This is a genomic window from Micromonospora sp. NBC_00330 (genome assembly GCF_036136635.1).
Lineage (GTDB): Bacteria > Actinomycetota > Actinomycetes > Mycobacteriales > Micromonosporaceae > Micromonospora > Micromonospora salmantinae.
In genome coordinates, this window is record NZ_CP108012.1 from 5,853,410 (window position 1) to 5,877,699 (window position 24,290).

Annotated in this window: 20 protein-coding genes and 1 tRNA gene; 8 read left to right on the forward strand and 13 right to left on the reverse strand. The window is 70.5% G+C overall.

Features of this window, described 5'->3' with window-relative positions; translation table 11 throughout:
- Positions 1-171: 171 nt before the first annotated feature.
- Complete coding sequence (locus OG598_RS26640; protein ID WP_328651574.1) at positions 172-2,154, forward strand: N-acetylmuramoyl-L-alanine amidase; 1,983 nt, start codon at positions 172-174, stop codon at positions 2,152-2,154.
- Between the two features lie 55 nt (positions 2,155-2,209).
- Here OG598_RS26640 and OG598_RS26645 read toward each other — a convergent pair whose 3' ends face one another.
- The 5 genes from OG598_RS26645 to OG598_RS26665 form a co-directional block, all read right to left on the reverse strand.
- Positions 2,210-3,223 (reverse strand): C40 family peptidase, encoded by a 1,014-nt coding sequence (locus tag OG598_RS26645; protein WP_328651575.1) that lies wholly within the window; start codon positions 3,221-3,223, stop codon positions 2,210-2,212.
- A gap of 167 nt (positions 3,224-3,390) precedes the next feature.
- Positions 3,391-4,392: a hemolysin family protein gene (locus OG598_RS26650; RefSeq protein WP_112601088.1), complete on the reverse strand. Its 1,002-nt coding sequence runs from the start codon at positions 4,390-4,392 to the stop codon at positions 3,391-3,393.
- A complete protein-coding gene (locus tag OG598_RS26655) occupies positions 4,385-5,710 on the reverse strand; it encodes a hemolysin family protein (RefSeq protein WP_328651576.1) in 1,326 nt (441 codons plus the stop codon). The genes OG598_RS26650 and OG598_RS26655 overlap by 8 nt, the downstream gene beginning before the upstream one ends.
- A 103-nt stretch (positions 5,711-5,813) precedes the next feature.
- Positions 5,814-8,012, reverse strand: a complete 2,199-nt coding sequence (locus OG598_RS26660) for a (Fe-S)-binding protein (RefSeq protein WP_328651577.1) — start codon at positions 8,010-8,012, stop codon at positions 5,814-5,816.
- Between the two features lie 206 nt (positions 8,013-8,218).
- Positions 8,219-8,485 (reverse strand): cell division protein CrgA, encoded by a 267-nt coding sequence (locus OG598_RS26665; RefSeq protein WP_238687884.1) that lies wholly within the window; start codon positions 8,483-8,485, stop codon positions 8,219-8,221.
- A 221-nt stretch (positions 8,486-8,706) separates the two neighbouring features.
- On the opposite strand from OG598_RS26665, the gene OG598_RS26670 reads away from it, so the two are divergent.
- From OG598_RS26670 to OG598_RS26685, 4 genes are read left to right on the forward strand one after another with little or no spacing between them, the layout of a single operon-like run.
- Positions 8,707-9,507: a DUF881 domain-containing protein gene (locus OG598_RS26670; RefSeq protein WP_328651578.1), complete on the forward strand. Its 801-nt coding sequence runs from the start codon at positions 8,707-8,709 to the stop codon at positions 9,505-9,507.
- Positions 9,504-11,246: a class E sortase gene (locus OG598_RS26675; RefSeq protein ID WP_328651579.1), complete on the forward strand. Its 1,743-nt coding sequence runs from the start codon at positions 9,504-9,506 to the stop codon at positions 11,244-11,246. Before OG598_RS26670 ends, OG598_RS26675 begins: the two co-directional genes overlap by 4 nt.
- Before the next feature lie 4 nt (positions 11,247-11,250).
- Positions 11,251-11,532 (forward strand): hypothetical protein, encoded by a 282-nt coding sequence (locus OG598_RS26680; protein ID WP_238687886.1) that lies wholly within the window; start codon positions 11,251-11,253, stop codon positions 11,530-11,532.
- Between the two features lie 2 nt (positions 11,533-11,534).
- Positions 11,535-12,185 carry an aminodeoxychorismate/anthranilate synthase component II gene (locus tag OG598_RS26685; protein ID WP_238660647.1) on the forward strand — a complete coding sequence of 217 codons (651 nt, stop codon included), beginning with the start codon at positions 11,535-11,537 and terminating at the stop codon, positions 12,183-12,185.
- 90 nt (positions 12,186-12,275) lie between these two features.
- Here OG598_RS26685 and OG598_RS26690 read toward each other — a convergent pair whose 3' ends face one another.
- From OG598_RS26690 to OG598_RS26725, 8 genes are read right to left on the reverse strand one after another with little or no spacing between them, the layout of a single operon-like run.
- Positions 12,276-12,971, reverse strand: coding sequence for a SanA/YdcF family protein (locus OG598_RS26690; RefSeq protein WP_328651580.1), 696 nt, complete (start codon positions 12,969-12,971; stop codon positions 12,276-12,278).
- A gap of 19 nt (positions 12,972-12,990) precedes the next feature.
- Positions 12,991-14,808 carry a Stk1 family PASTA domain-containing Ser/Thr kinase gene (gene pknB, locus OG598_RS26695; RefSeq protein ID WP_328651581.1) on the reverse strand — a complete coding sequence of 606 codons (1,818 nt, stop codon included), beginning with the start codon at positions 14,806-14,808 and terminating at the stop codon, positions 12,991-12,993.
- Positions 14,805-16,214 carry a serine/threonine-protein kinase gene (locus OG598_RS26700; protein WP_328651582.1) on the reverse strand — a complete coding sequence of 470 codons (1,410 nt, stop codon included), beginning with the start codon at positions 16,212-16,214 and terminating at the stop codon, positions 14,805-14,807. The genes pknB and OG598_RS26700 overlap by 4 nt, the downstream gene beginning before the upstream one ends.
- A gap of 1 nt (position 16,215) precedes the next feature.
- Positions 16,216-17,721, reverse strand: coding sequence for a peptidoglycan D,D-transpeptidase FtsI family protein (locus OG598_RS26705; protein WP_328651583.1), 1,506 nt, complete (start codon positions 17,719-17,721; stop codon positions 16,216-16,218).
- Positions 17,718-19,211, reverse strand: a complete 1,494-nt coding sequence (locus OG598_RS26710; RefSeq protein ID WP_238669707.1) for an FtsW/RodA/SpoVE family cell cycle protein — start codon at positions 19,209-19,211, stop codon at positions 17,718-17,720. Before OG598_RS26710 ends, OG598_RS26705 begins: the two co-directional genes overlap by 4 nt.
- 30 nt (positions 19,212-19,241) lie before the next feature.
- Positions 19,242-20,714, reverse strand: coding sequence for a PP2C family protein-serine/threonine phosphatase (locus OG598_RS26715; RefSeq protein WP_328651584.1), 1,473 nt, complete (start codon positions 20,712-20,714; stop codon positions 19,242-19,244).
- On the reverse strand, positions 20,711-21,196 hold the full coding sequence (locus OG598_RS26720) for an FHA domain-containing protein FhaB/FipA (RefSeq protein WP_030487599.1): 486 nt from the start codon (positions 21,194-21,196) through the stop codon (positions 20,711-20,713). The genes OG598_RS26715 and OG598_RS26720 overlap by 4 nt, the downstream gene beginning before the upstream one ends.
- Before the next feature lie 6 nt (positions 21,197-21,202).
- A complete protein-coding gene (locus tag OG598_RS26725) occupies positions 21,203-21,991 on the reverse strand; it encodes an FhaA domain-containing protein (RefSeq protein WP_007454122.1) in 789 nt (262 codons plus the stop codon).
- A 206-nt stretch (positions 21,992-22,197) separates the two neighbouring features.
- Here OG598_RS26725 and OG598_RS26730 point away from each other — a divergent pair.
- The 3 genes from OG598_RS26730 (at position 22,198) to OG598_RS26740 (ending at position 24,266) form a co-directional block, all read left to right on the forward strand.
- A tRNA-Leu gene (locus tag OG598_RS26730) sits at positions 22,198-22,283 on the forward strand.
- Positions 22,284-22,347: 64 nt separating this feature from the next.
- Positions 22,348-23,463, forward strand: coding sequence for an NAD-dependent epimerase/dehydratase family protein (locus OG598_RS26735; protein ID WP_328651585.1), 1,116 nt, complete (start codon positions 22,348-22,350; stop codon positions 23,461-23,463).
- On the forward strand, positions 23,460-24,266 hold the full coding sequence (locus OG598_RS26740; RefSeq protein ID WP_328651586.1) for a WecB/TagA/CpsF family glycosyltransferase: 807 nt from the start codon (positions 23,460-23,462) through the stop codon (positions 24,264-24,266). Before OG598_RS26735 ends, OG598_RS26740 begins: the two co-directional genes overlap by 4 nt.
- The last annotated feature ends 24 nt before the right edge of the window (positions 24,267-24,290 follow it).

Here is a 24,290-nt window from a genome sequence, read left to right on the forward strand (position 1 = left end):
TACCGATCCGCAACCCGTGCGGCAGTGACACTCCGTACGGATTGGACTAGGTCACCGACAGTGTGTGAAGAATTCTTTCCATCTACTTCGATAGATAGAAAGGTATTGACGTGACCTCCCGGACGGCGCGATGGTGACCTGACCTCACTCCGCGAGAATCTAGGGGGTTCGATGCACCATCCAACCCTGTCGACCGGCTGGCGCGCGCTGCTCGCTGCCACCGTGGTCGCCGCCGCGACCACTGTGCCACTCTCCGTCGACCCGGCCGCCGCCGCGCCCACCACCGACCGCCAGCAGCAGTACGCCGCAGCAGCCACCGAGTACGGCGTTCCGGCCGTCGTGCTGCTCGGCGTCTCCTACCTGGAGTCCCGCTGGGACACCAACGCCGGCACACCGAGCACCAGTGGCGGCTACGGCCCGATGCACCTGACCGACGCCCGGCACGTGGCCGCCCTGCCCGGGCGCGGCCACCACGACGCCGGCGCCGAGGACCCACGCGGCGACGACTCCCGTCCCGCCCGCGTGCCCGCGCCCCGGCCGGTCGAGGCACCCGCGCCGTCCACCGCCGCGTTGCAGACCGTCGACGCCGCCGCCACGCTGACCGGCGCCACCCCCGAAGCGCTGCGCACCGACGCGGGCCTCAACATCCGGGGTGGGGCCGCGCTGCTGAGCGCGTACCAGAGGGATCTGGGCGCGCCGGTCGGCGCGGACACCGACCCGGCGGCCTGGTACGGCGCTGTGGCCCGCTACTCGGGCGCGGACAGCGCCGACGCCGCGGCGGCCTTCGCCGACGAGGTCTTCACCACCATCGGCGCGGGCGAAGCCCGGGTGACCGACGACGGCCAGCGGATCACCCTGCCGGCCCGCGCGGTGCGGCCCGAGCGTTCCTGGTTGGACCGGCTGGGCCTGCGCCGGCTGGCCCGCCCGGACGGGGTGGAGTGCCCCCGCACCATCTCCTGCGAGTGGATCCCGGCGCCCTACGAGGCGTTCGGCGACGGGGACTACGGCAACCACGACCTCTCCGACCGACCAACACGGCAGAAGATCGAGTACATAGTCATCCACGACACCGAGGCGAGTTGGGCCACGACCCTGCAACTCGTCCAGGATCCGACCTACGTGAGCTGGCACTACTCGCTGCGCTCGGTCGACGGGCACATCGCCCAGCACGTCAAGACCAAGGACGTCGGCTGGCACGCCGGCAACTGGTACGTCAACGCGAAGTCGATCGGGTTGGAACACGAGGGCTTCGCGGCGCAGGGCACCTGGTACACCGAGGCGATGTACCGGACCTCGGCGAAGCTGGTCCGGCACCTGGCGCTGCGGCTGGGCATCCCCCTGGACCGCCAGCACATCATCGGCCACGACAACGTGCCCGGCACCATTCCCTCGACGGTGCGGGGAATGCACTGGGATCCGGGCCCGTACTGGGACTGGACGCACTACTTCGACCTGCTGCACGCGCCTCGCCTGGACACCGGCACCCCGGCCACCGGGCTGGTCCGGATCGACCCGGACTACACCACCAACCAGCCGGCGTTCACCGGCTGCGTCACCCCGGGCGTGCCCTGCGCGCCACGCGGCTCCTCGGCGGTGGTGCTGCGCAGCGCACCGTCCGCGGACGCGCCGCTGGTCAACGACATCGCGCTCCGCCCGGACGGCAGCCCGAACACGATGACCGTGTCGGACCACGGGGCCCGCGCGTCCGCCGGGCAGACGTACGCGCTGGCCGGACGGCAGGGCGACTGGACGGCGATCTGGTACCTCGGGCAGCGGGCCTGGTTCCACAACCCGGCGTCCGCGCCGACCGCCAGTTGGACCGTCGGCGTCGTGGCCACGCCGAAGCCCGGACGGACCACCGTTCCGGTCTACGGACGGGCGTACCCGGAGCAGTCCGCATACCCGGAAGGGGTGCCCTACCAGGCGATCTCGCCGCTCCAGTACACCCTGGCCGCCGGGCAGCGGTACGCCGTCGGCGCGGTGCTGGCCGGCGAGTACTACCGGGCCAGCACGTTCGACGGCTCGTCGCCCGGCGACTGGACCGTGATTCGCGGCAAGAACCGGTACGCGCAGATCCAGTTCGGCCACCGGATCATGTACGTCGACCTCGCCGACGTGCAGCTGTTGCCGTCCCCGGTCGGCGCGCCCCGCTGAGAACCACGAAGGCCCCCGGTCGGTGACCGGGGGCCTTCGTGTCGCGCGAGGTGGATCAGCCAGGTCTGCGGAACCCGGCGACGGGCATGGTGTTGATGCTGGACACCTGCACCGGCTTACCGGCACGTGGCGCGTGCACCATTGTGTTGTTGCCCAGATACAGCCCGACGTGACTCAGGCCGGAGAAGAAGAAGACCAGGTCACCGGGGCGGGCATCGGCTCGCGACACGGCCTTGCCCTCGTTCCACTGGTCACCGGTGTGGTGCGTCAGGTAGATCCCGGCTGCCTTGTAGGCGTACTGGGTCAGCCCCGAGCAGTCGAACGAGTTCGGGCCGGTGGCACCCCAGACGTACGGCTTGCCGACCTTGCCGCAGGCGGTTTTGATCGCGGTGCGTGCCGCCGCGCTGAACACCCCGTTGATGGTCGGGCAGGCCGCGGTCTTGACAGTGGTCTTGGGCATCGACGCTTCGAGCTGCTTGATCTCGGCGTCGATCTGCTTCTTCTTGGCCGCCAGCTCGTTCTGCTGCTTGGTCTGGGTGACGATCAGCGCGTCCAGCTTCTGCTTCTCGCCGTCGTACTTGGCCCGCACGGCCAGCACACCCTCGACCTGCTTGCGCTCCTGTGTAGCGAGCCGGTCGAGGATGGTGAGCTGCTCCGTGAGCGTGTCCGGCTTGGCGCTGACCAGCAACGCGCCGATGTCGTGCGACGGGCCCGAGATGTAGTAGCGGGAGGCGAGGTCGCCGACCCGGTTGAGCGCCATCTCGCTCTGCAGCGCCAGCGGCTCGATCTTCTTCTGCAGGTTCGCCGACTTCTGCCGGTTGACCTTCAACTGCGCCCGGACCTTGTTGTACTGCTCGATGGTGGGCTCCAACTGCTCCCACTTCTTGTCGATCTGCGCCTCGATCTCGTCGACCGTGGGCGCGGCGTGTGCCGGCGCGGTCAGCAGACCGGCGCCGACCGCCGCGGCGGCGACCAGGATCAGCACGCGGTTCGCGACGCGACGCAGGCCACCAGAGCGAGCAGACGCTTTCAGGTCGTGACGATGAGGGGGCATGGTTGCCACCGGCACCGACTCCTTTGCAACCGACCGCCGGGCGCCTCGCGTGAGGGAAGGGCCGAGGCAGACGACCCACAGCGGTCGGTGCCCCACATTAGGGAAGCTTGGGGCGGTAATCAAGGCGAGCGCCATCACCATCACTGTCGTGCAACCGCTTGCACACCAAGGGTATTGGTCCATCACCCAACGATTGCGGTCAATACATCGTCAAGAGTGACCACACCGAGTGGCCGTCGCCCGTCGCTGACCAGCACCATGTGCCGTCGTTCACGACGCATCGCCAGCAGCAGGTCGGCCAGCGTACGGTCCGGCGGCACCACCGCCAGCGGCCGGTAGACGTCGGCCGGCACCGGGGACCGGCGGCCCTGCCCGGCGTACCCGAGCACGTCCTTGACGTGCACGAAGCCCAGCACCCGACGGGTCGACCGCTGCACCACAGGGAACCGGGACCGGCCGGTCCGGGTCGCCAGCACCTCCAGTGACGCTGGCGAGACGTCCTCGGCCACCGTCACCACCGTCGACCACGGTTGCAGCGCGTCCGCCGCCGTCCGGGCGTGCAGGGCCAGCGCGCCGGTGATCCGCGCGTGCTGCTCCGCGTCCAGCAGACCCTCGGTCCGCGCCTGGGAAACCAACCCGGCCAACTCCTCGGCGGTGAACACCGTCTTCACCGCCTCGGACGCCTCGATCCGCCAGAACGCGAGCACCCGCCGGGCCGCCCATTTCATCGCGAGCAACAACGGTTTGGTGGCCACACAGAATGCCAGCATCGCTGGGCCGAGCCAGAGCGCGGAGACCTCCGGACCGGCGAGCGTGATGTTCTTCGGCACCATTTCACCGACGACCGTGTGCAGAAAGACCACCACGCCCAGTGCCAGCACGAACGCCACCGGGTGCACCGCGCGCTCCGGCAGGCCGGCCGCGTGGAACGGCGGTTCCAGCAGGTGAGCCAGCGCCGGTTCGGCGATCGCGCCGAGACCCAAGGAGCAGACCGTGATGCCGAGCTGCGCGCCAGCGATCATCAGGGGGATCTGGTTCATCGCCGACAACGCCCAGCGGGCGCGTTTCGACCCGGCGGCCAGCGGCTCGATCACCGTCCGGCGGGACGCGATGAGCGCGAACTCGCTGCCCACGAAGAACCCGTTGCCGAGCAGCAACAGCACCGTCACCAGCAGCTCAGTCATCGTCGTCCGGATCCGCCGGGCGCAACACCCGGACCTGCTCGATCCGGTGCCGCTCCACCTCGACCACTGTGAACTCCCAGCCGTCCGTCTCGACCGTCTCGCCGGCGAGCGGGATGTGCCCGAGCTGGGCCATCAGGAACCCGGCCAACGTCTCGTACGGGCCCTCGGGCAGTCGGAAGCCGGTCTGCTCGGCCAACTCGTCGGAGCGAAGCACACCGTCGACCAGCACTGTGCGCTCACCGCCCGGCACTGTCAGCTCGGCCGACCCGTCGTCGTCCACGCTCGCCGGGTCGAACTCGTCGGCGATCTCTCCGACCAGCTCCTCGACGAGGTCCTCGACGGTCACCACGCCGTCCGTGCCGCCGTACTCGTCGACCACGATGGCCAGGTCGGCCCCGGCCGCCTTCAGCGCGGCCAGGACACCGTCCAGGTTCAGGCTCTCCGGCACGTACACCGGCTCGCGGGCCACCGAACCGACCTGGGTCGACGCGCGGTCGGCCAGCGGCACGCCCAGCGCGTCGGGCACGCCGGCCACACCGGTCACCAGGTCCAGGGTCTCCTCGTACACGGGGAACCGGGTCCGCCCGGTCCGCCGCGACTGCTCCAGCAACTCCGCCACGGTGACTGTGGAGCGCAGCGCGACCACGTCCACCCTGGGCGTCATCGCCTCCGCGGCCCGCTTGTCACCGAAGCGGATGGTGCGACGCAGCAGCATCGCGGTGTCCGTGGGCAGCGCGCCGGCCCGCGCCGAGATGCCCGCCAGCAGGCCCAACTCCTCCGGCGAGCGGGCACTTGCCAACTCCTCCTGCGGCTCCACGCCGAGCGCCCGGACCAGCCGGTTCGCCGAGCCGTTCAACCCCCGGATCACCCAGCCGAACGTCCGGGAGAAGGTGTGCATCGGGCCGGCGGTGGCCAGCGCCGCCGGCATGGGCCGGGCCAGCGCCGCGTTCTTCGGCACCAACTCGCCGAAGAGCATGGAGATCAGCGTGGCCAGGGCCAACGCGATGAACGGGGTGAGCCGCGCGGTGCTGTCTCCGGCCAGTGGACGCAGCAGCGGGGTGAAGAGCCGGGCCAGGGCCGGCTCGGCCAGGTAGCCGGTGAGCAGCGCGGTGATGGTGATGCCGAGCTGCGCCCCGGAGAGCTGGAAGGAGAGTTCGCGCAACGCCGTGCGTACCGTCAGGGCGGCCTGGTCGCCCGCGGCGGCCCGCCTGTCGATCTCCGCCCGGTCGACAGTGACCAGGGCGAACTCGGCCGCGACGAAGAACGCGTTGCCCGCGGTCAGGGCTACGAAGCCGACCAGGGGCAACAGCGTCGTCAAGAGTAGGCCGTCGATGTCGCCTCACCTCGGCGAGATTCTTGCACGACGGCGGCGGCCCTCAGGGGCCGCCGCCGTCGATGAACAAATCCCAGGGGTACGCGTCTCAGCCGCCGATCGGCGCGGTCTCCTTGCCGCCCTGCGGCTGCTCGGGCTTGACCGAGCGGAGCAGCACGCTGGCCACGTCGATCACCTCGACCTGTTCGCCGGCACCCTTGCCGTTGACCCCGTCGCTGAGCATCGTCGAGCAGAACGGGCAGCCGACCGCTACCGTCCTCGCCCCGGTGGCCATGGCCTCCTCGACGCGGTCCACGTTGATCCGCTTGCCGATCTTCTCCTCCATCCACATCCGGGCGCCGCCAGCACCGCAGCAGAAGGAGCGTTCGCTGTTACGCGGCATCTCGGTCAGGTCGCCCGCGATGGCGTCGCCGAGGACCTCCCGGGGGGCCGCGAAGACGCGGTTGTGCCGACCCAGGTAGCAGGGGTCGTGGTAGGTGACGCCGCCGTCGACCGGCTGCACCGGCGTGAGCTTGCCGGTGGCGACCAGGTGCGCGAGCAGTTGGGTGTGGTGGACCACCTCGAACTCCCCGCCGAGCTGCCCGTACTCGTTGCCCAGGGTGTTGAAGCAGTGCGGGCAGGTCGCGACGATCTTGCGCTTGGCCTTGTCCCGGCCCTCGAACGCCTCGTTCAACGTCTCCACGTTCTGCTGGGCGAGCATCTGGAAGACGAACTCGTTGCCGATCCGTCGCGCCGGGTCGCCGGAGCAGGTCTCGCCCTCGCCCAGGATCGCGAACGTCACGCCCGCCTCGTTGAGCAGCGTGGCCACCGCGCGGGTGGTCTTCTTGGCCCGGTCCTCGAACGCGCCGGCGCAGCCGACCCAGAACAGGTACTCGAAGTCGTCCACCTCGCCGACCCGGGGCACCTCGAAGTCCAGGCCCTTGGTCCAGTCCTCGCGGGTGTTCTGCGGGGCGCCCCACGGGTTGCCCTTGTTCTCCAGGTTGCGCAGCATCACGCCGGCCTCGGAGGGGAAGCTCGACTCGATCAGCACCTGGTAGCGGCGCATGTCGACGATGTGGTCGACGTGTTCGATGTCCACCGGGCACTGCTCCACGCAGGCGCCACAGGTGGTGCAGGACCAGAGCACGTCCGGGTCGATGACACCGCCCTCCTCGGCGGTGCCGATCAACGGCTTGTCGGCCTCGGCGAGGGCCAGCACGTCCAGGTGGGCGAGCTGCGCCTGGGTGGCCTTCTCCTCGCCGGTCAGGTCCTTGCCGCCGCCGGCCAGCAGGTAGGGCGCCTTGGCGTACGCGTGGTCGCGCAGGCTCAGGATGAGCAGCTTGGGCGACAGGGGCTTGCCGGTGTTCCAGGCCGGGCACTGCGACTGGCAGCGACCGCACTCGGTGCAGGTGCTGAAGTCCAGGAGGCCCTTCCAGCTGAACTGCTCGACGTGGGCGACGCCGAACTGGTCCTTCTCCGGGTCCGCCTCCTCGAAGTCGAGCGGCTTGCCCTGGCTCGTCATCGGGCGCAGTGCGCCGAGACCGGAGCCGGCCGGCTTGGCCGGCTCCCGCTTGAAGAAGATGTTGGGGAACGCCAGGAAGCGGTGCCAGGCGACGCCCATCGTGACGTTCAGGGAGATGACGATCAGCCACGTCATCGAAATAATGATCTTGATGGCCGCGGCGACGCTGACGCCGTCCGCCCAGTCGGGCAGCACCGCACCGACCGCGTGGCTGACCGGGGTGGCCCAGAACGGGAACTCGAAGTGGTCGGTGGCGACCTTGAAGCCCCGGATCACGAAGCCGAAGATCAGGACCAGCAGCACGATCCACTCGACGAAGTAGCCCTGCCACATTGTCGAGCCGGTGAACCGGGACCGCCCGCCCGGGCGGGTCGGCCGGTTACGCAGCCGGATCGCCATCAGCACCAGGATGCCGACCAGACCCAGCACCCCGATGATCTCGGTGACCAGACCGAAGATCGTCCAGTGCCCGATGATCGGCAGACCGCCGTCGGTGGTGACCACCTCGAAGTACGCCTCGAGCACCAGCAGCGACAGCACGACGAAGCCGACCATCACGAACCAGTGCGCGGCGCCCACCACGCCCCACTTGAGCATCCGGGTGTGGCCGGCCGTCTCCACCAGCATCGTCCTGGCGCGGGCGACCTTGTCGGAGAACCGCTCCGGCGCGGGTTGCCCGAGCCGGATGACTGCCACCATCTTCAGGACCGCACGCACCGCAAGCCACACCGCCACGGCGGTGATGGCGGCCGCGAGGATCGTGGTGACGATCTGGACGCTGCCCATCGAGTTGGCCTCCCCGGTCTGCTGCCTGATGACCTCGCTCTGCTAGGTCATGCAGTGCAGCCTACGCGAAGGTTACCCAGCGGTAACGTGAGTCATCTCGCAGTAGGCCGCGCTGCCTGCGCACACCATAGGGGGCCCCACCCGATCCTGCTGGGCAGGGGCTCGACGGGGTGACGTGGGACCGCCGACGCGGCGGTCTGCTCGGATCAGCGCCAGCGAGAGAGCAACGCCAGCGAGGCGACCATCGCACCGAAGCCGACGGCGAGGTTCCAGTAACCCCACGCCATGACCGGGTACTCCTGCTCGGACAGGTAGTAGAGCACCAGCCAGCCGATCCCGACGACGATCAAGGCGACCGCGGTGATCGGCAACCACACCGGGCTAGGCTTGCGCGACGACGACGACGCCGTCGTCGGACGGACGTCCGTCGGCGGGGTGTACACCTTCTTCTTACGGACCTGAGACTTGGGCACGGCGCTCTCCAGAGGGGTGACGACCTCGTCCGGCCTGACAACCGGGCGCGGGGGCGACGGTCCATGGCCAATAATGTTCGAGAGCTAGCGTAGTCCCGATTGGCCGCCTGGACCACGAATGGGGTCAGGCCGGTGCACGGAGTGACCGAAAGAGGCGGGACTGTTCGCATCACCGGCCCAGCCGGCGCGGACCGATCCCCGACACGCGGAAGGAACGCTCGGTGGAGTACACATCCGGCGCAACCTCCTGGCAGAAGGTCCTCCGACGGGCCGCCGCCGGGCTGCTGCCCCGGCGACCGCGCCAACGCCGTCCGGGCTGGTCGATCGGGGTGCCCCTGATCGCCGCGGCGGCCGGGTTGCTCTTCACCACCACCGCGACCACCGCCGGCGGCACCGCTCTCCGGGAGGACCGGCGCCCCCAGCTCAACCAGCTCATCGAGGACCGCCGCGAACAGGTCGCCGCCAGCGAGCGCCGCGCCGCCACGCTGCGCGGCGAGGTCGAGCAACGGACCAACACGCTGGCCGGCTCGGACGCCCCGATCAAGGCTCAGCAGAATCGCGCCCAGGGCAGCCTCCAGAACGCCGGGTTCACCGCCCTCACCGGGCCCGGGGTCACCGTCGAGCTGAACGACGCGCCCCAGCTCGACCAGACGCAGTCGGACGCCAGCAACGACGACCTGGTGGTGCATCAGGGGGACGTCCAGGCGGTGGTCAACGCGCTCTGGGCCGGCGGAGCGGAGGCCATGTCAATCATGAATGTCCGCGTGCTCACCACCAGCGCGGTACGCTGCGTCGGTAACACCCTGCTACTGCACGGCCGGGTGTACTCCCCTCCGTTCAAGATCGTAGCGATCGGCGATCCCGCTGCCCTCCAGCAGGCCCTCGCCAGCTCTCAGGGAGTCCGGTTGTTCAAGGACGCGGTCGACGACTACCAGCTTGGCTACAAAGAGACGGTCTCCACGGTGCGAGTTCCCGCATTCGAGGATTCCACCGCCCTGCGCTCGGCTACGGTGCCCAAGTGAGCGGGCCGGACGAGCAACGCGACGGGCGACACCGGGACCAGACCGACGAGCCGACCGCCTTTCTGCCCAAGTTCGACCGGCCCGAGTCGACACCGGGCCGACCGACCCCGGCCAGCAACTGGCCCGAGCCGGTGCTGCCGCCGCCGCGAGCCGAGCAGCCGCCGCGAACGCAGCAGCCGCCGCCGAGCGCCACTCGACCCGAGCCGACCGGGACCCCTGGCCGCCAGGGTGCCGAAGCGCCGCCACCCTGGCCGGGTAGCGCAGCCGCCGGGCCGGGCTCACACGGGGGCGCCGGGGTTCCCCCCGCGACCGCCCCCGGCCGACCGACCGCCAGCAACCAGGGCCCGGTTCGGCCCGCTGCCCCCGGCAACGCCCCGACCCGACCCCCCGCTCCCGGCGCCGCGTCCACCCGACCGACCGCTCCCAGCGCCGCACCGACCCGCCCGCCGACCACCGGCAACCCACCGGGTGCCGCGCCGACCCGCCCGCCGACCACCGGCAACCCACCCGGTGCCGCGCCCACCCGCCCGGCCGCGCCCGGGGGGATGCCGACCCGGCCGACGGCCTCCGGCGCACCGAGCCGGCCTGTCTCCTCCGGGCCCTCGACGCCGCCGCTGGCCGACTCGCCGACCGCATACATTCCGCAGGTCACCGCCCGTCCCGGCCGACCCACCGGCTCCCCGGTCACCCCGGTCTCCCCGGCCGCCCCCGAGCGCGTCGTAGCGGCCGGGCCGGAAGGCTTCCCGTCGACCGGGCCCAGCCGGGTCCCGCCGACCGGGCCGGGCTGGGTCCCGCCGAGCGCTGGCGGGGATCGCGGCGCGGATCCGGCCGCCACCGCGTTGATTCCGGCAGTGCCCGCCACTCCTGCCACCAGGCCGCCGACAATGGACTCGACAGCGTTGATGGGTGCCGTCCCCCGCACCGCCGTCCCGGACGAGCCGGCCGGCGCCAACCCCGCCGACCCTCCGCAACCCCGACGCGGCGAGCGGGTGGTGCAACTCCGGCCGCACCAGACCGGCGAGGGCTACAAGAGCGTCTACTCCGAGCTGACCCGCCCGTCGTTCGGCTCGCGACTGCGCACCGGCGTCCGCGTCACCGGCGAAATCCTGATCACCTTTGGTCTGGTGGTCCTGCTCTTCGCCGGCTACGAGGTCTGGGGCAAGTCGGCCATCGTCGACGCCCACCAGAACGACCTCAACAACCAGTTGACCCAGGCGTGGGGCCCGACCGACGACCCGACTGTGGTCCCGTCGGTCGGCCCGAGCGTCAAACCGTCCCCGCCGGTACGCGGAAAGCCGCTCGCGGGCCTCTACATTCCCAAGCTCGACAAGAACTGGGTCGTCGTCGAGGGCGTCACTCAGCAGGACATCCGCTTCGCCCCCGGCCACTACCCGACCAGTGCGCTCCCCGGCCAGGTGGGCAACTTCTCCGTCGCCGGCCACCGCAACCGGGCCACCTTCTGGCGACTGGACGAGCTGGACGAGGGCGACCCGATCGTGGTCGAGAGCAAGACCGACTGGTACGTCTACCGGGTGTCGCAGTCCCGGATCGTCCGGCCCACCCAGGTCGAGGTGGTGGCGCCGGTGCCCGGCGAACCGGACAAGAAGGCGACCAAACGGATGCTCACCCTCACCACGTGCAACCCGAAGTTCGACAACTACCAGCGCCTGATCATCCACGCCGAACTGGACCGCACCCAACCCAAGTCCGCGGGCCGCCCGGCGGAGCTGGGAGGCTGACCCGATGTACGCGTTCATCTGGCGCAAGCTGCCGTTCGGCGTGGTCGGGAAGTTGACCGGCTCGGTGCTCCTGGTGGCCGCAACCGTGGCCCTGCTGTGGTACGTCGCCTTCCCGTGGGCCGAGCCCTTGCTGCCCTTCGACGACGTGCAGGTCGAGTCCGGCGTACCCGCCGAGACGGGTGGCGGCGGCGACCCGGTGACCGGGGAGACGCCGGCTGGCGACGAGCACGAACTGCCGTACGACACCGACCAGAACAACCCCGCGCCCCCCTCCCCGAGCAGGTGACCATGCGCGTCCTGGTGATCGACAACTACGACTCGTTCGTCTTCAACCTCGTGCAGTACCTGGGCCAACTCGGCGTGGACTGCGAGGTCCGCCGCAACGACGAGATCGACGTCGCCGAGGTGGGCACTGTTGGCGCCGACGGCATCCTGCTGTCGCCCGGTCCGGGCAGCCCGGACCGGGCCGGCATCTGCCTGGACGTCATCCGGGAGTACGCGGGCCAGCTGCCGATCTTCGGCGTCTGCCTCGGCCACCAGGCGATCGGCGAAGCCTTCGGGGCGACAGTGACGCGCGCCCCCGAGTTGCTGCACGGCAAGACCTCCGAGGTACGACACCACTCGGTCGGCGTACTCGCCGGTCTGCCCGACCCGTTCACCGCCACCCGGTACCACTCGCTCGCAGTGCTGCCCGAGACGCTCCCCGACGAGCTGGAGGTCACCGGCTGGACCGGCTCCGGCGTGGTGATGGCGATGCGGCACCGGACGCTGCCCATCGAGGGCGTCCAGTTCCACCCGGAGTCGGTGCTCACCGAGGGCGGTCACCTGATGCTGGCCAACTGGCTGGCCAGTTGCGGTCACCCCGAGGCGCTGGAGCGGGCACCCGCGCTGGCCGCCGAGGTGGACGCCCGTCGTCGGGCGGCCTTCGCCACCGCCTGAGGGCCGGACGTCAGGGCCCGGCACCCACCAGACCGCCTCCGGCTCCGGCCGGCCCGGTCACCGGATCGTCGGGAGCCGATGCCGGCCGGGTCAGCCCCGCAGCGCGTCCTGGACCGCGGAATTCGCTGGCGAACGCACCGCCGGCGGTCGGTCGCGTACCGCGTCCCAGGCCGCCTTGCCACTGGCGAAGTAGTCCCGAACCGACTTCTCGGCGAGCAGGGCCGCGCCGCAGCCGTCGCAGCGGGCGGTCACCCCGTCGACGTCGAGGCCAAGCTGCCGGCACAGCGTCACCGCCCGGGACAGGTGGTACGACTGGGTCACGATCAGGGCCCGCTGTACGCCGTACACCTCGCGGGCTCTCGCGCAGCTGTCGTAGGTGTCCAGGCCGAACGGATCGGCCACCACCCGACGCCTGTCGACGCCGCGCTCGGCCAGGTACGTCGTCATCACCGCCGGCTCGTCGCCGGACGCGCCACCGCCGTCGCCCGACACGAGGACGACAGTGGCTCGCCCGCTGGTCACCAGCTCGGCGGCGGTGTCCAGGCGGCCGGCGAGACGGTCACCCGGCCGCTGCCGATCGGCCGCCACCTCGGTGCCGAGCACGATCACCACGTCGGCGGCCGGCGCGTCGGCAGCGGCGTACAGGTGGCCGCGTGCGGCGAGCGTCGTCCACAGCCACGGGGAACTGGCGAGCACCAGCACGACGAGGCCCGCGGCGGCCAGGCGGCGGAGGCGTCGAGGCCACCGCCGTACCGACCCGGCCGGGGACGCTGCCGCCTCGGTCATGCCGATGCCCGCGGGTGGCCTAGTCCTGGGGCCGGCCCGGCGGGGGCGGGAACGGCAGACCGACACCGCCCCCGTTGCCGGGAGTGGTCGGCGTGCCCGTCGGCGTGCCCGTCGGCGTCACTGTGGGCGTCGGGTCGGTCTCCGGCTCGGGTTGACTCACCTTGATGGTCACCCTCGTGCCGGTGGGCTTCTTCTCCTTGCCGTTCGGGCTCTGGTCGGTGACCTTTCCAGCCTGGTCGGCGGGCACCTCCGGCCCGTTCTGCACGACGACAGTGAAGCCGTCGTTCCGGAGGACGCGGGTGGCCTCCTCCTGGCTCAACCCGACGACGTCCGGTACCTCGCGGACCTTGCCGTTCGAGACCGTAAGTGTGATCTTCGTGTTCTCGGGGACGCTCTCACCCTCGGGAGGGTCGACCTTGAGAACCTCGTCCTCGCTCGCCTCGTCGTTCACCGTCTTGATGTCGTATTTGAGCTTCGCCTCGGTGAGCCGGGCGATGGCGCTCTCCCGCTTGCTGCCCTTGAGCCCGGCGGGAACACGCACCTCGGGCTTGCCGCCACAGAGCTGAATGGTGACAGTGCCGTTCTGCCTCACCGATGTGGTCGGCAGCGGGTTCTGCTTGACGACAGTGCCCTCGGTACAGTCGCTGGCCAGCACCGGGTCACCCACCTGTGCGGACAGACCGGCTTTCTGGATCTCGGCGATTGCCACGTCCCGGGCCTTGCCGGTGAGGGTGGGCACCGACTTCAGGTCATTGTCCTTCTGCATGTTCCAGAGCAGGGCTGCGACCAGGGCGATCACCGCCAGTACGCCGACCGCGCTGAACATCGCGATCAGCCAGGAGGACGCCTTGCGCTGACGGGGGTCGCCCACCCGGGCCGGGATCTGCCCGGTCTGCGGCCCACGGCCGGAAGGCGGATAGCCGCCCCCACCGCCGGCCGGGGCCATCGCCACAGTCTCCGCCTCGCGCAGCACCGGGGTGGCCAGCACGGGCCGGCCGGCGGCGGCGCGGAGCAGGTCGGCCCGCATCTCGCCAGCGCTCTGGTAGCGGTTGAGCGGGTTCTTCGACAGCGCCTTGAGCACGATCGCGTCGACGGCAGGGGTGACGTCCGGGTTGATGTCGCTCGGCGTCGGCGGCGTCTCCCGTACGTGCTGGTACGCGACGCTGACCGGGCTGTCCCCGACGAACGGCGGGTGCCCGCAGACCAGCTCGAAGAGCACGCAGCCGCCCGCGTACACGTCGGAGCGGGCGTCGACGGCCTCGCCGCGTGCCTGCTCCGGGGAGAGATATTGGGCAGTGCCGATGACCGCGCTGGTCTGGGTCATGGTGGTCGCGCCGCTGGCAAGCGCCCTGGCGATGCCGAAGTCCATCACCTTGACCTGGCCGGTCTGGGTGAGCATCACGTTGCCGGGCTTGATGTCCCGGTGGATGATGCCGTGCCGGTGACTGAACTCCAGTGCGGCGCACATGTCGGCGCAGATCTCCAGCGCGCGGCGCGGTTGGAGTCGCCCCTCGGCGCCGAGGACCTCCTTCAAGGTCCGTCCGTTGACGAACTCCATGACGATGAACGGCAGCGTCTCACCGGTCGGCGCGGTCTCCTCGCCGGTGTCGTAGACCGCCACGATGGCCGGGTGGTTGAGCGAGGCGGCGTTCTGCGCCTCCCGGCGGAACCGCATCTGGAACGTCGCGTCCCGGGCGAGGTCGGTGCGGAGCATCTTGATCGCGACGTCCCGACCGAGCCGGAGGTCGCGACCACGGTGCACCTCGGCCATGCCGCCATAGCCGAGCAGCTCGCCGACCTGGTACCTGCCACCGAGCAGGCGGGCCTGCGCTGTCATCGCGTCTGTCGTCCTTCGCTCGTCGTCGTCCCGCCGTCGTCCGGCTGGAGTCGTACCTCTCGACGGTACGACGTCCGGGTCGGATCGTCGCGCCCGTCGAGTCGTAGCGCGCCGGACGCCACGGTGCGCGGCGCCAGCTCGGCGGATACACCGGCCTGCGACTGCTTCCGTAGGTTGTAGGAAATCACGCCAGAGCAGAGCAGGACCAGCACGGCCAGCAGGATGGCGAGAAGCACCATTCCCGGCCGGGACCGCTGGGGCTGGGGTGCGGGCGTCGCCGGGCCGGCCTGCCGGACGTACGCCGGCTGGTGTTCCTGCCGGGGTGGTCCGGACGGCACCGCTGCCGCACCGCGTGGGTAGCCGTTCGGTGCGCCCTGCGGCCGGACGGGCTGGACGGCCGGCGCGACGGCGGTGGGGCGTGGCTGCTGGGCGGGTGCGACAGCTGTCGGCCTCGCTCCGGACACCGGCGGGCGGGCAGTCGGCGGACGCATCTGGTGTGCCTGCGGCACCTGGGCCCGGCCAGGTGCGGCGGGTGAGGCGGGCGCCGCGGAGACCGGACCGGAGTTGGCGCCGGCCCGTGCCTGCTGGGAGAGCGCGGCCTTGAGCTGACGGGCGACCCCGGCGAGTGCGGCGGCGCTCGGCCAGCGGGCGGCCGGGTCCTTCGCCAACGCCCGTTCGACCAGGGCGCGCACCTGCGGAGGGATGTCGGCCGGCAGTGGCCGGGGCGTCTCCCGGACGTGCCGCATCGCGATGTCGAGGGGGTTGTCGCCCTCGAACGGCCGCCGACCGGCCAGGCACTGGTAGGCGACCACGCCGAGGGCGTACACGTCGGACGCCGGGGTGGCCACGCCGCCGGTGGCCTGCTCCGGCGAGATGTACGAGGCGGTGCCGAGCACCGAACCGGCTGCGGTGAGCTGGCCGACCATGTCGGAGCGGGCGATGCCGAAGTCGGTGAGCACCAGCGTGCCGTTCGGCCGGACCAGCAGGTTGCCCGGCTTCACGTCGCGGTGCACGATGCCCTTCTCGTGGGCGGCGTGCAGCGCGTCGGCGGCCTGCGCGACGAGGGCCATCGTCCGCGCCGGGGTGAGCCGGCCGACCCGGCTCAACGTGGACGACAGGGCGTCACCCTCGACGTACTCCATGACCAGGAAGGCGATCTGCTGGTCGTTGCCGAAGTCGTAGACGTCCACCACGCCGGGATGGTTGATGGTGGCCATGGTGCGGGCCTCGCCGCGGAACCGCTCACCGAAGTCCGGGTCGTCGAGCAGGGCGGGGAGCAGGCTCTTCACGGCGACCGTCCGGCCGAGCACCTGGTCGGTGCCGCGCCACACGTCGCCCATGCCGCCGCTGGCGATCCGCTCGTCGAGACGGTAGCGGTTGCCGAGCTGCACACCGGGGCTGAGCATGTCAGCGACCCCCTGGGTCGGCGATGGCGGCCTTCATGATCTGACCCGCGATCCGAGCGGCCTCGCCGCTACCGCCGGGGCCGGCCTGCTCCAGCACCACGCAGACCGCGGAGACCGGGTTGCCGTTCTTGTCCAGGGCGAAGCCGATGAACCAGCCGTGGTCGGGCCGGTCCGGGGCGGACTGGGCGGTGCCGGTCTTGCCGCCGACCGTGTAGCCGTTGATCGCGGCCTTTCGCCCGGTGCCGTTCTGGACCACGCTGACCATCATCTCGCGCAGGTCGGTGGCGACCTGCGGCTCGACGGGTTGGCGCAGTTCCCGCGCCTTCGCGGTGTAGTAGCTGGTGGTCCGGTCCGGAGCGAGCAGCTGCCGCACCAGGTACGGCCGCATCTGACTGCCGTTGTTGGCGATCGAGCCGGCGATCATGGCGCCTTCGAGGGGCGTCATCCGAACGTTGTTCTGGCCGATCGACGACTGGGCCAGCGCAGCCGGGTCGGTGCTGCCGTCCTGGTTCTGCATGGTCCCGGTCCGACTGGCCGCCGTGGGCAGGCCGCCCTCGCCGAGCTGGCCGACGGTCAGGTCCTCCTGCTCGAAGCCGAACTGGCGGGCCTTCTCCTTGACGGTCTCCGCGCCGAGCCGCACGCCGAGCTGGGCGAACCCGGTGTTGCACGAGTAGGTGACCGCATCCAGCAGGGTGACCTGCCGAGTCGGGCAGATCGACGGATCGGCGTTGCGGATCGGGGTGCCCGAGGTGGGCGCTGTGTAGCTGGGACCGGCCGGGATCTGGGTGTTCTTGGTGACGCCGTTCTCCAGCGCCGCCGCTGCCACCACGATCTTGAAGGTGGAGCCCGGCGGCAGCGTCTCGGAGAGCGCGCGGTTCTTCAGCGGACCTTCCGGGTCCTTTTCCAGCTTGTTGTACGCCGCCGCCGCCTCGTTGGTGTCGTGGCTGGCCAGCGGGTTCGGGTCGAAGCTCGGCATGGAGACCAGCGCCTGGATGGCACCGGTACGCGGGTCGACGGCGATCGCCGCGCCCCGCTTCGCACCCACCTCGTTGTTGCGCAGCTGGTCGTACGCCACGTCCTGGGCCCGCTTCGAGAGCGTGAGCAGCACGTTGCCGCCGCCGGTGTCGTCGCCGGTGAACATGTCCTTCAACCGGTCGCCGATCAGCTGGTCGCTGGTGCCGGCCAGGAAGTCGTTCTCCACCTGCTCGATGCCCTGGTCGGCCAGGTTGACCGGCTTGTAGCCGAGCACGTGGGCGTACTTGGCGCCGCTGGGATAGGTGCGCAGGAACTTCAGGTTGCCGGTGGTCTCCTTGCTGGTGGCCACGGCCGTGCCGCCAGCCTCGATGTTGCCGCGCTTGCGGTCGTACTCGGCGACCTGGACCCGACCGTTGTAGTCGCTGGTCCGGTATTCGTCCGCCTTGTAGGCCTGGATCCAGTTGAGGTTGGCGAAGAGCAGACCGAACAGGACCATGACGACGACGCCAACGCGGCGCAGGGGTGCGTTCACGGCTTGATCACCTCCGTGGGAGCACCGTGCAGCTGCTCGGGCGGGCCACCGCTGGGACGAGCCGCCTTGCCGCCGCCGCCTCCGGTCACCGGTCGGCGGGCGCCGTCGGAGACCCGCAGCAGCACCGCGATGAGCAGCCAGTTGGCCATCAACGACGACCCACCGGCGGACAGGAACGGGGTGGTCTGACCGGTCAGCGGGATGAGCTTGCTGATCCCACCGACGATCACGAAGACCTGGAGGCCGAGGGTGAACGCGAGACCACCGGCGAGCAGCTTGCCGAACGAGTCCCGTACCGCCAGCGCGGCACGCAGCCCGCGCTCCACGATGAGCAGGTAGACGACCAGCAGCGCGGACAGGCCGAAGAGGCCGATCTCCTCACCGATGCCGGCGAAGATGAAGTCGTTCTGCACCTCGGGCAGGATCTCCGGCTGACCGCCGCCCGGCCCCGCACCGAAGAGCCCGCCAGTGCCCAGGGCGAGCAGGCCCTGCACGAGTTGGTAGCCCTTGTTGGTCGGGTCGGCGAACGGGTCGAGCCAGATTTCCGCCCGCACGTAGAAGTTGGCGAACGGCCCGCCGACAGTCGAGCCGAGGACGTAGGCGAGGTACGCGCCGCCGAAGAAGAGGACCAGGCCGATCAGCAGCCAGCTGACCCGTTCGGTGGCGATGTAGAGCGTCACCACGAACATGCCGAAGTAGAGCAGCGAGGTGCCCAGGTCCTTCTCGAAGACCAGGACCAGGACGCTGATCAGCCAGACGCCGACCACCGGCCCGAGGTCGCGGCCACGCGGAAAGTCGATGCCGAGGAAGCGCCGGCTGGCCAGCGACAGCACCTCACGCTTGCGCACCAGGTAGTACGCGAAGAAGACCAGCAGCGCCAGCTTGGCGAACTCACCCGGCTGGATGGAGAAGCTGCCGACCCGGACCCACAGCTTCGCGCCGTTGATCTCGGAGATGCTCGACGGCAGCACCGCCGGGATCATCACCAGCACGATGCCGGCCAACCCCAGGGTGTACGCGTACCGCGAGATCGACCGGTGGTCGCGCATGATCGCGAGCAGACCCGCGGCGAGGATCACCGCACCGAGCGTCCAGGCGAGCTGACGCCCGCCCTGCCCCGCGAAGACGGCCAGGCTCTCCCGCTCGGCCACCGGGGCGTCGCCCAGGTCGATCCGGCGAAGGAAGCCCACCCCGAGCCCGTTGAGCAGGGCCACCGCCGGCAGCAGCGCCGGGTCGGCGAACGGGGCCAGGAACCGGATGACCAGGTGCAGGCCGAGGAAGACCGCGCCGAGCGCGGCGGCCGGCATCCAGAAGTCCGAGGTGACCGTGTCCAGCAGGTTCGCCTCGACGGTCGCCCCGTACGCGGCCACCAGCACCATCGCGAGCAACAGCAGGTACAGCTCGGCGTTGCGGCGCGACCGCGCCAGGCGTACGCCGGATTGCTCGCCCGCGGTGGCGGGCGAGGGTGCCGGTGTGGCCGCTACGGTCACGGGTGGAGTCCTCAGGATCTCAGCCGACGCTCACTCAGGAGACCGGCAGCCGGCCGTGTCGAGCGCCGGTGAGGCCGAGTCGGAGGGCGTGACGTCGGGTGTGGTGGTCGCGCCGGCCCCACCGAGAGCGGTGGTGGCACCGACGGTCGGGCTTGCGCTGACAACCCCGTTGGGGGTCGGCGACGCGTTGGCGCTCGGGCTGCCGTTCGGGGTCGGCGTCGAACCGACCGGGGTCGGCGTCGGCGTCGGCGTGGTGACCCCGGCGGTCGGGTCGAGCGGGCAGAGCGGCTTCAGGTTGGGGTTGCTCGGCGTGTCGCTGGTCAGCTCGGCGAGCTGACGCTCCGCGTCCGGCTCACTCTTGGCCCGGATGCCGACCTTGACGGTGTCCTGTGCGGCGACGGTGAGGTCGTCCAGGCGGGTGCCGCTGCGGCGGTGCACGCTGGACAGGTCCATGCCGGCGATCTGACCCTGGACACCGCGGAAGACGGCGACCTGGCCCTCTTCGGTGGCTCCCACGTAGTACTGCCGCTGGGTGTAGGTCCAACCACCGAACGCCGCACCGCCGACGATCACCAGCAGGGCCAGCGCCATGGCGGCGGTCCGGACCGGGCGTCGCTTCGGCCGGTCGGCGTCGTCGTCGGAGGCCGCCGGCTCCTCGGGCGCGGCCGGACGCGGCGCGGAGAGCGCCGAGGCTCGGGCGGCCGGAGTCGAGTCGTCGGCGGAGGTCGCCATGCCCCGGTCCCGGGCGGCGGCGCCGCCCACGATCGGGGTCGCCTCGACGATGTCCTGGTCCGTGGCGTCGGCGATGATCACCGTGATGTTGTCCGGCCCGCCGCCGCGCAGCGCGAGCTGCACCAGCCGCTCGACGCACTGCTGCGGGTCGGTGTACTCCCGCAGGGTCTCGCCGATGGTTTCGGCGCTGACCACACCTGAGAGACCGTCGCTGCAGATCAGGTACCGGTCGCCGGGCATGACCTGGCGGACCGAGTACTCCGGGTCGATGTCCCGACCGTCGAGGGCGCGGGTGAGCAGCGACCGCTGCGGGTGACTGCTCGCCTCCTCGGCGCTGATGCGGCCTTCGTCGACCAGCATCTGGACGTAGGTGTCGTCCTTGGTGATCTGCGCGAACTCGCCATTGCGCAGCAGGTAGGCCCGCGAGTCGCCAATGTGGACCATCCCCAGCTTGCTGCCGGTGAAGAGGGTCGCCGTCAGCGTGGTGCCCATCCCCTCCAACTGCGGGTTGGCGTCCACCGTGTCGCGGAGTTGTTGGTTGGCGGTGCCCACGGCCGAACGCAACGCATCGACGAGAGCGTCCCCCGGGACGTCCTCGTCGAGCGGCGCCATGGCACCGATGACGATGTTGCTGGCGACGTCACCGGCGGCCATACCGCCCATGCCGTCGGCAACGGCGAGTAACCGCGGCCCGGCGTAGACGGAGTCTTGATTGCCGTCTCGGATCAGACCGCGGTCGCTGTGGGCCGCATAGCGCAGGGTCAGAGTCATGGCCGTAATTCGAGGGAAGTGCGGCCGATCCGGATCGGCACGCCGAGGGGGACGGGGGTTGGTCCGGAGACCTTAGCGCGATCGAGGTACGTGCCGTTAGTCGAGCCGAGGTCCTCGACGTACCACTGCCCCTCACGCGGCACGAGCCGGGCGTGTCGCGCGGAGGCGTAGTCGTCGGTGATGACCAGGGTGGAGTCCTCAGCCCGACCGATGGTGATCTGCGCTTCACCGAGAGTGATTTTGGTGCCGGCCAGCTGACCGGCCGTCACCACCAGCTGGTGCGCCGCTCTGCCCCGTTTCACCTTCGCCGGCTTGGCCGCCTGCCCCGTCGAGGCGCCCACCGCGCGTGGCGCGGCCACCAGACGACCGGACCGGGCGCCCGCGAAGAGGTCCCGGCGGATCACGCCGACCACCGTGAACACGAAGATCCACAGCAGGATCAGGAACCCGAACCGGGCAACGGTGATGACCAGTTCCGGCAAGGCGGGTCAGCCGTCCACGCGGAAGGTCAGCGTCGTCGTCCCGAGCTGGACCATGTCACCAGGGTTGAGCGCGACGGCGGAGACCCGCTGCCCGTTCACCATGGTGCCGTTGGTCGAACCCAGGTCGGTCAACACGACCTGGCCCCCGTCGAAATCCAGCCGGGCGTGTCGCCGGGAGATGCCGACGTCGGGCAGACGCAGGTTGGCCTGGTCGCCGCGACCGATCACCGTCGACCCCATCTGGAGGGGGTAGGTGCGACCGTCGCCGGAGACCAGCCGCACGTTGCGACCGCCACCGTGCCCTGGCGGCGGGCCGTAGCCACCGCCCTGGTCGTACGCGGGGTAGGCGGGCGGGCCGGCGTCGTAGCCGGGCGCCGACACCGGGGCGACCTCGCCGCCGGTGTAGACCTCGGCCGTGACACGGAACATGCCCGTGTCCAGACCCTCGCCTCGCTCGATCTCGACGATCACGTCGCCGTAGACCGTCCACGCCTGCTCGCCGATGAACTCCGCCTGCGACTGGGCCAACTCCTGGGCCAGCGCGGCGGCGTACGGCGCCAGCCGACTGTGGTCGAACGGCGAGAGATCGATCACGTAGCGGTTGGGCACCAACGTGCGCCCACCGGCCAGGATCGCCTTGTGCGCCTCGGCCTCCCGCTGCATGGCGTTGAGGATCTCCACGGGGTGGACCACCCCTTTGAAGACCTTGGCGAAGGCCCCTTCGACCAGGCCTTCCAGACGCTTCTCGAAGCGTTGCAGCACGCTCACCGGCTCCTCCTCGGGTCCCGAGGACATGATGGTATCCGGCCGGCGCGCGCGCAGCTCACACGCCGCTCGGCCGGCTGCTCTCGACCCGTTCGGAAGGGCCGCGACTGTCGTGCTAATCTTTCGTCCGCCACGAACGGTAATCGCTCGTGGCGAGCGTCAGGGACAGCGTAGTATTCCCGAGGCCCGTTGGAGACAGCGGGGCCGGGCAGCTAGAGTGTTCCGGGTTGTGCCACGGGGATGTGGCGGAATGGCAGACGCGCACGGTTCAGGTCCGTGTGCCCGAAAGGGCGTGGGGGTTCAACTCCCCCCATCCCCACCACCGACGAGGGCTCCGCTTCATGCGGGGCCCTTCCGTCATATCGGGGCGTGCTGGACGTCACGCTATGCTCCGATGGATTCTGCCTCCAATGGACCAGGAGTGGCGTGTGAGTGTCGCGTTGGTGACAGGGTCGGGTGGTCTGATCGGCTCCGAGGCGGTCCGGCATTTCGCCGGCCTCGGTCTGGACGTCGTCGGCATCGACAACGACATGCGCCGGTACTTCTTCGGCGAGGACGGCTCCACCTCGTGGAGCCTGGAACGGCTCAGCCGTGACCTGGGTAGCGCGTACACCCACTTCGCGGTGGACATCCGGGACCGGGACGGCCTGGAGCAGGTGTTCAAGAAGTACGGCTCGGACATCGCCGTGGTGATCCACAGCGCCGCCCAGCCGAGCCATGACTGGGCAGCCAAGGAGCCGTACACGGACTTCGACGTGAACGCCGGCGGCACGCTCAACATCCTGGAGAACACCCGCCGGCACGCTATCGACGCGCCGTTCATCCACTGCTCGACGAACAAGGTGTACGGCGACCGGCCCAACAGCCTGCCGCTCATCGAGCTGGAGACCCGGTACGAGCTGCCCGAGGACCACCGCTGGTACCAGGGCATCACCGAAGAGATGTCCATCGACCACTCGCTGCACTCGGTCTTCGGCGCCTCCAAGGTCGCCGCGGACGTGATGGTCCAGGAGTACGGGCGCTACTTCGACATGAAGACCGCCTGTTTCCGGGGCGGCACGCTGACCGGCCCGGCGCACTCCGCGGCCGAGCTGCACGGGTTCCTGGCCTATCTGATGCGCTGCGTCATGGAGGGCCGGACGTACAACCTCTTCGGCTACAAGGGCAAGATGGTGCGGGACGCGATCCACTCGCACGACGTGCTGACCGCGTTCGAGGCGTTCTTCCGGGCCCCGCGATCCGCGGAGGTCTACAACCTCGGTGGCGGCCGGCACTCCAACACCTCGCACATCGAGGCGTTCCGGATCGCGGAGGAGATCACCGGCCGCGAGGCGCAGATCAACTACGTCGAGCAGAACCGCACAGGCGACCACCAGTGGTACGTCAGCAGCATGGCCCGGTTCGAGGCGCAATATCCGGACTGGAAGATCACTTACGACGTGCCGATGATCCTGCGGGAAATCTACGAGGCCAACGTGGACAAGTGGGTGGCCCAGCCGTGAGCGCCCGAACGAAGCGCAACGTGCTCGGCGTTCTGATCGACGCCACCGACTACGCCACGGCGACCGACGCGGTGGTGACCGCGGCACACGAGCGGCGTCCCCTCGCGTTGACCGCGTTGGCAGTGCACGGTGTGATGACCGGGGTCCTCGACCCGGCGCACAACGCGCGGCTGAACTCCTTCGACGTGGTCACGCCGGACGGGCAGCCGGTGCGGTGGGCGCTCAACCTGCTGCACCACGCCGGGCTCAGCGACCGGGTGTACGGGCCGACCCTGACCCTGCACGTGCTGTCGCGCTTCGCTGACGAGGGGCTACCGGTCTACCTGTACGGCTCGACCGAGGAGACCCTCGCCCGGTTGATCCCAGCCTTGGAGCGGATGTTCCCGGCGCTGAAGATCGCCGGGGTGGAGCCGTCCAAGTTCCGTGCCGTCCAGCCCGGTGAGGACGCCGAGATCGCCGACCGGATCCGGTCCAGTGGCGCCCGGTTGGTGCTGGTCGGGCTCGGCTGCCCGCGCCAGGAGGTCTTCGCGTACGCCATGCGGCCACTGCTCGACATGCCGCTGATGGCGGTCGGCGCGGCCTTCGACTACCACGCCGGGCTGCTGCGCCAGCCCCCGCCGTGGATGCAGCGCGTCGGTCTTGAGTGGTTCTGGCGCCTCGGTCTGGAGCCGAAGCGGCTCTGGCGCCGCTACGTCATCCTCAACCCGGCCTACCTGAGCCGGCTCGCCGCGCAGAAGATCGGCCTGTGGAAGGCCCGCCCGCCGGCCCCGGCCACCGAGCGGCCGGCCACCTTCTCGGTCTGACCCCGATCCGTACGACGCGAGGCC